12 protein-coding genes are annotated in these 12,059 nt (G+C 40.5%); 4 read left to right on the forward strand and 8 right to left on the reverse strand.

Annotation, left to right across the window (positions count from 1 at the left end; translation table 11 throughout):
- Nucleotides 1-105 precede the first annotated feature (105 nt).
- Together BFP71_RS07210 and BFP71_RS07215 are read left to right on the forward strand one after the other, a co-directional pair.
- A complete protein-coding gene (locus BFP71_RS07210) occupies nucleotides 106-2,670 on the forward strand; it encodes a M14 family metallopeptidase (RefSeq protein WP_069834813.1) in 2,565 nt (854 codons plus the stop codon).
- Nucleotides 2,671-2,754: 84 nt separating this feature from the next.
- Nucleotides 2,755-3,264 (forward strand): hypothetical protein, encoded by a 510-nt coding sequence (locus tag BFP71_RS07215; RefSeq protein ID WP_069834814.1) that lies wholly within the window; start codon nucleotides 2,755-2,757, stop codon nucleotides 3,262-3,264.
- Between the two features lie 2 nt (nucleotides 3,265-3,266).
- On the opposite strand, the gene deoC is transcribed toward BFP71_RS07215, so the two are convergent.
- The 8 genes from deoC to BFP71_RS07255 all read right to left on the reverse strand — a co-directional run bounded on the left by deoC (nucleotide 3,267) and on the right by BFP71_RS07255 (nucleotide 11,204).
- A complete protein-coding gene (deoC, locus tag BFP71_RS07220; RefSeq protein ID WP_069834815.1) occupies nucleotides 3,267-3,920 on the reverse strand; it encodes a deoxyribose-phosphate aldolase in 654 nt (217 codons plus the stop codon).
- Nucleotides 3,910-5,124, reverse strand: a complete 1,215-nt coding sequence (locus BFP71_RS07225) for an NAD(P)-dependent oxidoreductase (protein WP_069834816.1) — start codon at nucleotides 5,122-5,124, stop codon at nucleotides 3,910-3,912. The genes deoC and BFP71_RS07225 overlap by 11 nt, the downstream gene beginning before the upstream one ends.
- Nucleotides 5,125-5,159: 35 nt before the next feature.
- Nucleotides 5,160-6,257, reverse strand: a complete 1,098-nt coding sequence (locus tag BFP71_RS07230; protein WP_069834817.1) for a glycerate kinase family protein — start codon at nucleotides 6,255-6,257, stop codon at nucleotides 5,160-5,162.
- Nucleotides 6,258-6,260: 3 nt separating this feature from the next.
- Nucleotides 6,261-7,817: a sodium:solute symporter gene (locus BFP71_RS07235; RefSeq protein ID WP_069834818.1), complete on the reverse strand. Its 1,557-nt coding sequence runs from the start codon at nucleotides 7,815-7,817 to the stop codon at nucleotides 6,261-6,263.
- Nucleotides 7,814-9,145, reverse strand: coding sequence for an MGH1-like glycoside hydrolase domain-containing protein (locus BFP71_RS07240; RefSeq protein WP_069834819.1), 1,332 nt, complete (start codon nucleotides 9,143-9,145; stop codon nucleotides 7,814-7,816). Before BFP71_RS07240 ends, BFP71_RS07235 begins: the two co-directional genes overlap by 4 nt.
- Before the next feature lie 109 nt (nucleotides 9,146-9,254).
- Nucleotides 9,255-9,863, reverse strand: a complete 609-nt coding sequence (locus BFP71_RS07245; protein ID WP_088124927.1) for a GyrI-like domain-containing protein — start codon at nucleotides 9,861-9,863, stop codon at nucleotides 9,255-9,257.
- Nucleotides 9,860-10,177 (reverse strand): antibiotic biosynthesis monooxygenase family protein, encoded by a 318-nt coding sequence (locus BFP71_RS07250; protein WP_069834820.1) that lies wholly within the window; start codon nucleotides 10,175-10,177, stop codon nucleotides 9,860-9,862. Before BFP71_RS07250 ends, BFP71_RS07245 begins: the two co-directional genes overlap by 4 nt.
- A gap of 79 nt (nucleotides 10,178-10,256) precedes the next feature.
- A complete protein-coding gene (locus BFP71_RS07255; RefSeq protein WP_069834821.1) occupies nucleotides 10,257-11,204 on the reverse strand; it encodes a helix-turn-helix transcriptional regulator in 948 nt (315 codons plus the stop codon).
- Nucleotides 11,205-11,251: 47 nt separating this feature from the next.
- Between BFP71_RS07255 and BFP71_RS07260 the strand changes: the two genes are divergently transcribed.
- A complete protein-coding gene (locus BFP71_RS07260) occupies nucleotides 11,252-11,833 on the forward strand; it encodes a methyltransferase family protein (RefSeq protein WP_069834822.1) in 582 nt (193 codons plus the stop codon).
- A 5-nt stretch (nucleotides 11,834-11,838) separates the two neighbouring features.
- On the forward strand, nucleotides 11,839-12,039 hold the full coding sequence (locus tag BFP71_RS07265; protein ID WP_069834823.1) for a hypothetical protein: 201 nt from the start codon (nucleotides 11,839-11,841) through the stop codon (nucleotides 12,037-12,039).
- Nucleotides 12,040-12,059 lie beyond the last annotated feature (20 nt).

Below are 12,059 nucleotides of genomic sequence, written 5' to 3' on the forward strand. Positions count from 1 at the left end.
TTTACCAACAAAAAAGGCCTTTCTGACCAATTCAATGCAACCGTTTTATAATTTTCAATAAGGACTCGGAATCCGTATATTGCCTTCTTTGCCAACCCACTGTTTATGATAAATAAAAGGCTACAGGTATTACTAATAGGTTTATTGTTTGCGTTAAACACGTTAAATGCACAGGACTTAAAACTCGATTATTACCTTCCAGATAATGTTCAATACAACCCTGATATTCCTACCCCAAAATCAGTCATTGGTCATGAAGTTGGTGAGTGGCACATAACACATGACAAGCTGGTCATGTACATGAAAGCGGTCGCTGCTGCTTCAGAACGCATTACTATTGAGGAAATTGGTACCACACATGAAGGTAGAACTCAACTACTGCTCACTGTAACACATCCAATTAACCACATAGGAATTGATAAAATAAGAAGTGACCATTCTTGGCTCACATACCCAAACGAAGCGGATAAATTTGATGTCAAAAAAATGCCTGCCGTAGTCTATATGGGCTACAGCATCCATGGAAATGAACCAAGCGGGTCGAATGCTTCGATGCTTATGGCCTATTACATGGCTGCTGCGCAAGGTCCAGAAATAGATAATGCCCTCAGAAATACCGTGGTTTTAATAGACCCTTCATTTAACCCAGATGGACTTACGAGGTTTTCTACCTGGGCTAATATGCATAAAAGTAAAAACGTAAACCCCGATCCAAACGACAGGGAATACAGAGAGGTCTGGCCTGGCGGTAGAACAAATCATTATTGGTTTGACCTGAATAGAGACTGGCTACCTGTTCAGCAACCAGAATCACGCAATAGGATTACGAAATATCATCAGTGGAAACCCAATATTTTAACCGATCACCATGAAATGGGTACTAACTCTACCTTTTTCTTCCAACCCGGTGTACCCTCAAGAACCCATCCACTCACACCGAAATTGAATCAAGAAATGACGGGTAAAATCGGTGAATACCATGCAAAAGCACTAGATAGCATTGGCTCCCTTTACTACACTAAAGAGGGTTATGATGATTTCTATTATGGTAAAGGATCGACTTTCCCAGATATAAATGGCGGCATGGGAATACTTTTTGAACAAGCCAGTTCTAGAGGTCATGCGCAAGAAAGCGCTAATGGTATTTTAAGATTCCCTTTTACTGTAAGAAACCAGTTTACCACCTCCCTATCCACTTGGTCTGCTGCTGTGGCCATGCGTGTTGAATTACTGGAATACCAAAAAGATTTCTATAAACGTGCTTTGAGAGAAGCTGATGGCGATAGCCATAAAGCATACATTTTCAAAGCCGAAAAAGATCCAGCAAGAACCTATCATTTGGCAGAAATCCTTGCCAGACAGGAAATTGACTTCTACCGACCCTCTAGAAGAATCAGACTTGATGGCGAAGAATATATGCCTGACAATAGCTACATCATTCCTCTCAAACAGCGCAATTATAAAATCATTAAGGCGATGTTTGAGCAAAGGACCACGTTTGAAGACAGCCTATTCTACGATATTTCTGGGTGGACTTACCCAATGGCCTTTAACATGGAATACCATGAAATGTCAAGCCGAGATTATGGAAGAAACCAATTGGGCGAAAAGGTGGATATCCTACCATTTCCGAAAGGGGAAATAATTGGTGGCCAGAGCAACTATGCTTATGCATTTGAGTGGCACGGATATTATGCACCTAGGGCAGCCAACAAGCTTCTTTCCAAAGGGGTAAGACTGAAAGTATCGACAAATAAGTTTACTGACGAGAACAAAAAAGAGTTTGATCGCGGTACCATCCTTATTCCAGTAGCTGGTCAGTCCGTCTCTAGTTTCGATCTATTCGAGATGATGAAAAAAATAGTAGATACTGATGCTTTAGACATATATGCTTTAAATACCGGGCTTACTGGCGGTGTATCATTAGGTAGTAATTCTTTTGTGACATTGGAAAAGCCTGAAGTGGCGCTCGTCGTAGAAGCGGGTAGCTCAAGTGATATCGGGGAAGTTTGGCACCTCTTAGATACGCGGATGAATATGCTTGCTACAAAGCTTCAAGCAAATCGACTAGGTTCCAATGCAATCGACAGATATAATAGCATTGTCATCACTGGGAGTCTCAACCTGAGTGAAGGCGCTATGAATAACCTCAAAAGATGGATTAGGAATGGCGGAACCTTAATCGGGACTGGTTCAGCAGTAGGCTGGATGTCACGGAATAAACTCACCAACTTAAAAACCATTAGAGCCGAGGCACCAAGTGCAGAAGAAATTAGCTATGATCAGATTACAAACTACGTCAGGGGGCAAAATATACCGGGTGGTGTGTACATGTCAGAATTAGACCTTTCTCACCCAATGAGCTTTGGGTACTACAATGAAAATCTGCCGACCTTCAGAAGAGGTAATACGATTATAGAGCCATCTGAGAGTAAATTTGCTAACCCTGGAAAATACACCGATAGCCCGTTGATTAGCGGATGGATTAGCGATGCCAATTTAGAAACACTAAAAGGTACTTCTACCATACGAGTAAGTGCCCTGGGAAGTGGCCGAATTGTCTCATTGGTAGACAATCCAAATTTTAGGGCCTTTTGGTATGGCACCAATAAGCTGATGATGAACGCAATTTTCTTTGGTAGACTGGTCAATCGAGTATCAGCTCAATAAATAAAGGCTTATTGGTCAAATATGATTGACATTGAGTTTATACTGTATCGATCGATTTATTTATCTTTGTAAAAATTTTCGCAATTGTCAGATCGCCTTTTTCTTTTAGACAAAAATTACATCCTGAAGCAGGTTCAGTCGGATTTAAGATTGAAGCTTCAGAATAAGTTGATTGATTTAATCAAAGAAGGTTACTATGCGGTTTTTAATCCGCTTAGACTATCTGATAGCACCACTGATTTGATCGATAATTATGTAGCGGCTAACCAAAGCTATTTTGATGAGCTTTATGACGTAGTTGCAGGCATTTATCGCTTCCAAATTGGAGATAACCAGTTGGAATTTCTATTTGATGGAAGTAGCCATTACGACAAATATGTAATTGACTGGGAAGAGGCCTTTATAAACTATATGAATGAGCTTTGTACGAAGAAGAATTTCGTATTAGCAGGATTAGAACTCACTGTCTTCCACAAGCCTGAAAATAGAATAGAATTAGCCCAAAATCGGATGAAAGTTAGCATTTTCGATCATTTCGGTTTGAAAATCTATAAATACAAGGGAATTCAAGCCTTGAAAGATAAAACGGCTTAATACTAAGAATTTAGGGCCTTCATAATCTCCAACCCAGATGAAGTTCCCAACCTATCAGCGCCAGCAGCTATCATCTCTTTAGCCGACACCAAATCTCTTATTCCACCCGATGCCTTGACCCCAACATTTGATGGAGCATTTTTCCGCATTAAAGAAACATGATGTGCAGTAGCACCGTGGGTAGAAAAACCTGTGGATGTCTTCACAAAATCTGCCCCGGCTTGAGCGCAAAGTTGTGTTGCACTGATGACTTCATTGTCCGATAAATAAGAGGTCTCTATGATTACCTTCATCATGCAGCCGGCTTCATGAATAAGTTGAGCACATTTTGCCAACTCAATCTTAGCCCAAGGCATTCCTGCTTTAAAAGCCGATATATTCATAACAATATCCAACTCATTGGCTCCATTATTAATGGCTTTATCAATTTCGAGTAGCTTGGATTCTGTCATCTGATAACCCAAGGGAAAGCCAATTACAGTGACCAATTGAATATCCGTTGGTGCCAATTCTCTTGCCGCTCTTTTTACCCAAAACGGCGGCAAACAAACGCCAACAAATTCATTTGAAATAGCTTCTTGTACCAAGTTGTCGACCTCCTTATCGGTGATCGTAGGCTTTAAGTTTGTATGTTCTATGTAGCGGTTAATTTCCATTTACATAGTCTTGCAAGTAACTGTAGCGTTCGGTCAGTTTACCATTTTCGGTAATCGATGCACGCTTGATTATATCATCTACATCTTCGCCAATTAAATTAGGCAGAATGTGGTTTAAGAATTCTTTACCAAAATCTTCTGATGCATTTCTAGGTAATTCACATGGCAAATTGTCCACGGCCATCACCGTAATATTTCCCTCATCGGAATATGGCGCCTCGACACGATCATTACTAGGGTTATAATCGTAAACTGGGTTATCAATCGTTGCGGGCTGTTTTGTGGAAGGAATAGAACCCTCTATATCACAGGTTATGTCCGCAATCACACGTACTTTAAAATCTGACTGAACAATATCTTCTTTAGTGAAAAGCACTGGCGCTTTTGGGTCCCAGAAAGCGCCAGCTATGATCACATCTGCCTTTTGAGCATAGGGTAAAAATGCAGACTCATATTGACTAGGGTCCTTATAAAATTCGTCTCGGTCAAAATTACCATTACCGATTCTTCTGTTGTAATCGCGCGTATTCAGTTGCGTATAAACTGGGCCGTTGAAGTATTCATTGACAAATTCGGCTGGACTTACTTTTCTTATTCCCATACCATTAAGCACTTCCATAGCTCCCTTAGAAACACGACCTCCACCTGTCACCACTATTTTCACGGGTGGCAAATTCACTTTGACATATTCCGTTTTCATGTCATCTAAATCGAAGCACTCGTGCGCGGGACGTAGATGAAACAAGTTGTAGCGCTTACCAAAAGTTAAAATCCCATTGTATGCACCCACGATTCCTGCATAACGACCAAAAGCGATCAAGCGCTGACCATTTTGATTCGTCAAACACTCCCAATCTATTAAGCGGATATTTTTCTTAAGTATTTCTTGAAGTAATCCTCTGTTATACTCTTGCTTCTTGATGGTATGCGAAAAGAAAAAGTGCGTTTTTCCTGCCGAAAGCATAGAAAGTGGCACTTCTTTTACCCCTAGAATGATTTCACAATCGCTCACATCATCAACAAGATGAGCACCAGCAGCGGCATATTCTTCATCTTTAAAACAACGAATATCGCTGCGTTGACATTTGACATGAATATTTGGATGTTTTGTAAGGATTTCTTTGACCTGTTCTGGCGTCAATGGAACCCGATGGTCTACCGGAATTTTCCCTTCCTTTATTATGCCGATACTAATTGCTGTCATACTGCAAAAGTAATTAATTCGGCTGATTGGAATGCCTAAACGAAGTCACTAATCATCTGAAAAGCCAGTGTTTCGAGGTATTGCGATGCGTTCGTCATGGCGTCATCAATATTTTGTGCCAAATCACTGATTTGCAGTATCATTTCAGAACTGCCAAGTGCATTATCCGATTCAAAAACACCACATAATATACCGATCGGTATATTATTATTTTTCCCAAACTGAATAACGCCCGAAACGACCTTGCCTTCACTAGTTTGGTTATCCATTTTACCTTCTCCGGTTATAATCAGATCGGCATCTTTAGCATATTCAAAGAAGTCGACAACATCCATAATGGCTTCAATTCCTGAGACTAGTTCGGCTTTTAGGAAACTCATTGCGCCATAGCCCAATCCGCCCGCAGCACCAGCACCCGGGTGTAACTCGTGTCCATTTTCCAGAATTGACGCTAAGTTTGCTAGGCCAGCGTCTAGCTTTTCAATTGCAATTTCATTTGCCCCTTTTTGAGCACCATAAACATAAGATGCCCCGTTGCTTCCCGTCAATACATTCTGAACATCTGATAAAACTGTAAACTTTACATTTTCGATCCTTTGGTCAGCTTTGCTAGGGTCAACTTGGGTCAATCTGTTTAGTGAACCTCCAGCAACTTTCGAAGCCATCCCATCTTTTGTTATGAATTGAAATCCAAGGGCTTCTGCCATACCAGCTCCCCCATCATTCGTAGCGCTTCCACCAATCAGCAAATATATTTCTGTTACATTTTGCCCAAGTGCATGTGCGATTAGTTCACCCGTACCAAAGGAAGAGGTATTCAACGGGTTTCTTTCATGGTCTTTTAAGAGTTGTAACCCAGAAGCTTTAGACATTTCTATGAATGCCCTAGTCTGATCCTTTAAATAGTAAGTAGATATCGGTCGGAACAGTGGGTCATTTACAACGAGATTTATCCGCTCTAGTGACATATGTTGTTCTAAAAGGTCGAGTGTACCTTCCCCACCGTCAGCTAGAGGTAATTTTACAACATCAATGTCTTTAGAATAACGTTTTATGCCCTTTTCAATGGCATTACATACTTCGTTAGCTGAAAGGGAACCTTTAAACTTATCAGGGCAAACAAGAACTTGCATCTTTTAGAATAAGTAAGGAAAGACTACCGAAATTAAGACGATCAAAACGAAGAAAGCGATCAGTACATAAACACTCTTTTGTTTGAAATTGATCGGCTCGATTGACATTTGCTCACCCGAAGTATTGGGTTTTAAAACGCTAACCACATAAGCTACTATAAACGCCACTATGGCTCCAATTGCGTTCCACCAAAACCAAAAAATCTCTGGAACTGCCAGCCACATATATACATTTAGCGCAACTCCTGTCAATAAACCAACATTTGCTCCAATGCCATTGATCTTTTTTACAAGAATTGCGGCCACGAAAATAGCGAGTATTGGTCCGAAGGAGACTGAACCAACTTTGTTAATGGCTTCAATTACAGTATCAGCAATATCACCCACAAAAAAGGCTACAACTACACAAACCCCGCCCCAAAAGAGTGCGGTAATTTTAGAGAGCTTCATGTACTGTCGCTCATCCAAGTTTTTGCCGCGAGCAAATAAATCTTCCACTGAAGCCGCACTTAGGGAATTAATGGCTGAACTTAAAGAGGACATTGCTGCTGAGAAAATCGCCACGATCAGAATACCAATAACTCCATTTGGAAGATAATCTCTGATAAAAATTGGAATCATTCTATCAGGTGTATCGCTCGGAATTAAGGAAATAAAATCGGTTTGGGACAACGCGAGCGTTCCTATCACTAACCCCATAATACAGTATGCTAGCGTGATTGGGAAGCGCATAAGACCATTAGCCAGAAGGGTTTGCTTCATGGTTTTATCGCTACTCGCTGATAGCAGCCGTTGTACTTGACTTTGGTCTGTTCCATAATAAGAGGCATACAGAAAAAACCCTCCGACCAACATGGGCCAAAAACCGAACTGATCACCACTAAAGCCAAAGGATGAAAAGTCAACTGCCGTCAAACGTTCTGTATCGACTTTATCTAAGAAACTTCCCCAACCGCCTAGGTAATGAAGTCCAAAACCAAAGCAGACAATGATACCTATAAATAGTATGATCATCTGAAGCATATCGCCATAGACTACGGCCTTCATACCACCTTGCAAAGAATAGATAATGGTGACAATACCGATTAAAACAATGCTTTGCCACATGGGTATTTCCATGACGCTTTCTAGAATTATTGCTACCGTATAGATCATAACGCCGGTACCAAATGCCCGGCTCACTTGAAATACAATGCTTAATAAGACACGCGTACTCGCGTCGAAACGGCGTTCTAGGAACTCATAAACGCTTACTATTCCTGATTTATAGAAAGTGGGCACCAAAACTACCATTAAGAAAATCATAGCAAGTGGCACGGCAAACTCGTAGGTCAGCCATATCATTCCTCCACCCTCTTTCAGGCCTACGAACGCCGGAGCAGAAATAAAACTAACAGCCGACAGCTGTGTGGCCGCTGTACTCATGGCTAAAGGAAACCAGCCAAAACTTCTGCCTCCTAAGTAATAGTCATTTTTGTCGGATTGATTTTTAAAACGGTAACCTAAGTACAGAAAGCCGCCTATGTAGAGGATGATAATAGCGTAATCGAGGATGTTCATGAATCAGCAATAAAGTCTAATACGACCGCTGCAGTCCATGAAAAATGGTTTCCTCCATAACCATGCTTCAACTGATCTGCGACAGACTTTCTGGGGTCGAAATATTCGTGAAAACCTAAGTTATCAACTAATTCTAAAAAATCCGACTTTACTTGATTTGCGGTTTCCTTGAAATCATAACGCGCCAACCCTTGATGGACTAGCCAATTCATTTGAGGCCAAATTGGCCCTTTCCAATACCTCCGCGCGTCAAAGATGTTGTGATCTGGATCGAAACTTGGCATGACTCGAAAGCCATCCGGTCGGTTGGCTATTGATGTGATGTAGTCATTCAAAATCGATGCTCGATTATCAGAAGGAATTCCTGCATAAAGCGATGTAAAAGCGCCTATTTCTTTTAGTGCAATATGCCGATCGTTTTGTAAATCGTAGGGCGCATAGCTTAGTAGCGATTCAACCCACAGCTTTTGGTCAAAAGTAATCTTGCTTTGAGCATTCCACTCTTCTACTTCTTTAGTATCCAAGCCAAGTTTCGAACCAAGTTTTATCAAAGCCTCATTTGAGCGTATCAGCATGGCATTGAAGAGGGTGTCTTGCACTAAGAATGGGCAATCTTTTGCAATTTCTTTTCCATCATATTGATGTCTTTTCCCCAACTCCATCAGATAAACATAGATATCATAATCTTTATCTGAGGGTCGTTCAGATGGATCTGCCTTTAGGTTGTCGTAGCGTTTATAAGGGGGGATATCTCCGGGTTTGATTTGAATAGTCTTTACCAAATCATCCCAAAGTGGTGAATTATCTCTTCCCGATGCCCAAGGGTGAAATATAAAAGCGAGCCCCTCTTTATTTGGGTCGCGGTACTCATAAAAATATCGGTGAAGGTTCAGGATTTTGGGGTAAAAGGCGGTCACAAAGTCTTTTACTTCTTCATTTCCAGGGTGCAAATTGAATATCTGCTCCAAAATAAAGCCATGCACAGGTGGCTGAGTGATTCCTGAGGTTCCTACATGTCTTGGGGCGATGGCCACTTTTTTTGATTCCCAATAGGACGGCCCTGGGAAATATCCTTCTCGCTTTTTGCTATGAAAAACAATATGTGGCAACATACCATTTGCCCATTGGCCTTCAAAGAGACTTTTTAATTCGCGCATAGCACGACTTACATCGAAATGTGCAAACCCCATGGCCACAAATCCAGAATCCCAATTCCATTGATATGGATACAAGTTGGCGCTGGGTACTGTGTACCTCCCATCCCAAGTATTATCATTTAGGATTTGGCTGGCCTGATTAAAAAGTTTTTCTTGGTTTTCTATGGACATGAAAGTCTGATGTAAGTGTTTGAGGCAGGTGAAAATACTCATCCATAGAGGAAATAAAAATACCAAAGCCGTATGCTTTGGTATTTATCATGAAGTTATGCTTCGGTTCTTATCTAATGGCGTAGCGCAAAATAGTTTTTAGCTTTTCTTTAGCTGTTTTGCGTGGATCGCTTAAATAAATCTCATGGTGATAGCCAGCGATTTGATATCCCTCTCTTTCTATGAATTCATACAACTTCTCTAAGGTCTCTGCCTCTTGATCATAAGACCCTATGTGTAAAACCTGTGCAGATAGCCCCTCATGAATTTCTTCGAAAACATAGTCATGTTCATTGGTGGCTTTTCCTGCTGCAATCAATTGGTTTAAGGCTAAATCAAATTCTGTTTTCCCAACAAAATCAGGCATCCTGAACATAATTTTCCAATGCCAGTCTTGTCGTGGTGTATCTTCAAATGGTAATTCGCCAGTTACCCACCAAAAGCCCTCCATTTTAGGCACTACGAAATCTAAATCATTCGCCTTACTAATAAACTTAATATGATAGGCTAGTCCATAAATTTCCTCTACCGAGCTTATGAATTTTTGATCTTCTGGCGCACAGACTCCAGATATTGTGATGTAATTATAAGGCTCGAGGTTGACTATTTTGGGTTTAGTCGTTGCTTTATAGTACTCTGGGTATGCCTGTTGTAAGTTTAGCTTTTCTAATGTCATCATGATATTGGTGTTAAGTGATCAAAAAATTCTACTTTGTCGATAGCCGCGATCATATTTGAAAAATCCCCTGCCTTGGTTCTCCTTTGCCATTCGGCTGCCGAGGCCTTTGCGGAATCCATATCCTCCCAAACCACTATATCTACTAAATGACCATCATTCGTATTGGCCAACAAGCATTCATGGGCTATAAAGCCACTTTGGCTGGATAAAAATGTTCTTAATTCTGGAAGTACTACGGTACTATACTCTTGAAGGTGTTCGGCTTTTACTGTGTAATGAACCAGTTCCTTTACCGTTGTTTTGTTGTTGCTCATTTTGCTATTGTTGATTTACAAAAGCAATTTCTAGCAGTATAGTGACAACCCTATGTCAGTAGGTTTTTTGAAGAAAAAATTATTTGTAGTGTTTGTTGAGTTCGTCGACGAGGTTCAGCAAGATGGGTTTAAGGCTTTCTGGTGAAACCACTTCGACTGCATTTCCAAAGGAAATAAGCCACCGGGCGAAGTACTCTAACCCAGGAACTAGAAATTTCATTTGAATACGGCCTTCCTTTTCATACTCGCTTACAAAACCTTGATAATATTTTTGAGTAGAAATAAATCTAGCCACTTGTGCATCAATACTAATTTCGACTTCAGAGAGTTCATTACCTCTTAAAATCTCTTCCATAAAACTTTCTACTCTTGTAGGCGTGGTTTCAAAGGTTTCTTCTAGCATTTGAAGTTTTACCAATCGATCGACACGAAAATCTCGTGGTGCTTGCCTCAGGCGACAAAAAGCTAGGAGATGCCAATGACCTCCGTAAAAAGTAAGACCGATCGGTTCCACTTGTCGCACATTAAAATCGCCCGTGTAATTCGAAAAATATTTAAACTCTAAAACACATTGGTCTACTAGGGCTCTTTGTATGGTAGCCAAAAAATTATTCGGAAAATCTTCACTTTCCATTTGTGGAATACTGGCTACTCGGATTTGAGATTCGAGTTTTTCTAAACCTTCTTTTTCGTTGGACTTCAAAACGCTTTTAATTTTAAACATGGCCTCTTGGAAATGCTGCTTGATGGATTTGTCTGTTTGGCGTTCAATAAGTTTTGAACCAATGACCAGTGCATTGGCTTCTTCGGAAGTGAACATTACTGGCGGCAAGTGATAGCCCTCCATTATAAAGTAACCTTTACCAGCTTCTGCGCCCAATGGCACACCTGCCTCCTCCAAAGACCGTACATCTCTATAAACCGTTCTTAAGCTTATATCAAACCGATTCGCAATCTCTTGTGCAGTGACAACTTTCTTAGATTGTAAGTGGACTAAAATAGCAGTAAGGCGGTCTATCCGATTCATTTCTCTATGATTGATTAAACATAAAAAATATCCTTATCATTGCGAATATGTGGTTAGATCATCTGGTCTTATTTTTAGGCTGGGGGTTATTTTACTCCCTTCACAGCATCTTACTTATGGAGAAGGTGAAAAGTCGTATTGGCCTTAAGCCGAGGACTTATCGTTTGCTTTACAATTTGCTGTCCTTCATACTGATGGTGGCTGTTTTATTTATTGGTGCCATTATTCCTAGTCCATTAATCATTAAGCCTACGCCAATGGCATTTTATATTGGTCTGATGTTAAGTACAGTGGGTATTTTCGTGATTAAGAGGGCTTTTAGAAACTACAGCACTGGTGCCTTCCTAGGATTTAAAAAAGAGAGCGAACATCCAACGTTAAATGTCGAAGGTCTTCAAAGCAAAGTTAGGCATCCGTTATACACCGGTACTATTATGATTTTTGTCGGGTATCTTATCTACAACCCTCTACTTTCTAGCGCAGTTACTTTGCTAGCATTAATCATCTACTTACCGATCGGTATACGACTTGAAGAACAAAAACTGATAGATAAGTTCGGGGATGAATACCAAACTTATAAACGAAATGTCCCCGCTATTTTCCCAAGGATCACATTTTTCAAAAACTAGATTTCATGGGACACAAAATCACTGGTTGGGTTGCGCTCCTAGGCCTTATTTTGGTCATAACTTCATTCATTTTAAAAACGCTTTCCGTTATTGATTTGGGCATTAGAAGTATCATTATGATATGTGGTTTCACATTAATGCTTTTAGGCACTTTATGGCGAGTAGTTTTAGAGATGAATGACGACGGACAAAGTGGTAATCCTTAACTCATTAGCGGCTAGTTGGA

The sequence above is a fragment of the Roseivirga misakiensis genome, from assembly GCF_001747105.1.
GTDB classification, from domain to species: Bacteria; Bacteroidota; Bacteroidia; order Cytophagales; family Cyclobacteriaceae; genus Roseivirga; species Roseivirga misakiensis.

What these genes read in the sequence shown, in the direction of transcription:
- BFP71_RS07240 (WP_069834819.1), bottom strand. Translation starts at nt 9,145, where the DNA reads ATGTCCATAGAAAACCAAGAAAAACTTTTTAATCAGGCCAGCCAAATC.
- deoC (WP_069834815.1), bottom strand. Translation starts at nt 3,920, where the DNA reads ATGGAAATTAACCGCTACATAGAACATACAAACTTAAAGCCTACGATC.
- BFP71_RS07250 (WP_069834820.1), bottom strand. Translation starts at nt 10,177, where the DNA reads ATGAGCAACAACAAAACAACGGTAAAGGAACTGGTTCATTACACAGTA.
- BFP71_RS07260 (WP_069834822.1), top strand. Translation starts at nt 11,252, where the DNA reads ATGTGGTTAGATCATCTGGTCTTATTTTTAGGCTGGGGGTTATTTTAC.
- BFP71_RS07210 (WP_069834813.1), top strand. Translation starts at nt 106, where the DNA reads ATGATAAATAAAAGGCTACAGGTATTACTAATAGGTTTATTGTTTGCG.
- BFP71_RS07230 (WP_069834817.1), bottom strand. Translation starts at nt 6,257, where the DNA reads ATGCAAGTTCTTGTTTGCCCTGATAAGTTTAAAGGTTCCCTTTCAGCT.
- BFP71_RS07225 (WP_069834816.1), bottom strand. Translation starts at nt 5,124, where the DNA reads ATGACAGCAATTAGTATCGGCATAATAAAGGAAGGGAAAATTCCGGTA.
- BFP71_RS07245 (WP_088124927.1), bottom strand. Translation starts at nt 9,863, where the DNA reads ATGATGACATTAGAAAAGCTAAACTTACAACAGGCATACCCAGAGTAC.
- BFP71_RS07265 (WP_069834823.1), top strand. Translation starts at nt 11,839, where the DNA reads ATGGGACACAAAATCACTGGTTGGGTTGCGCTCCTAGGCCTTATTTTG.
- BFP71_RS07235 (WP_069834818.1), bottom strand. Translation starts at nt 7,817, where the DNA reads ATGAACATCCTCGATTACGCTATTATCATCCTCTACATAGGCGGCTTT.
- BFP71_RS07255 (WP_069834821.1), bottom strand. Translation starts at nt 11,204, where the DNA reads ATGAATCGGATAGACCGCCTTACTGCTATTTTAGTCCACTTACAATCT.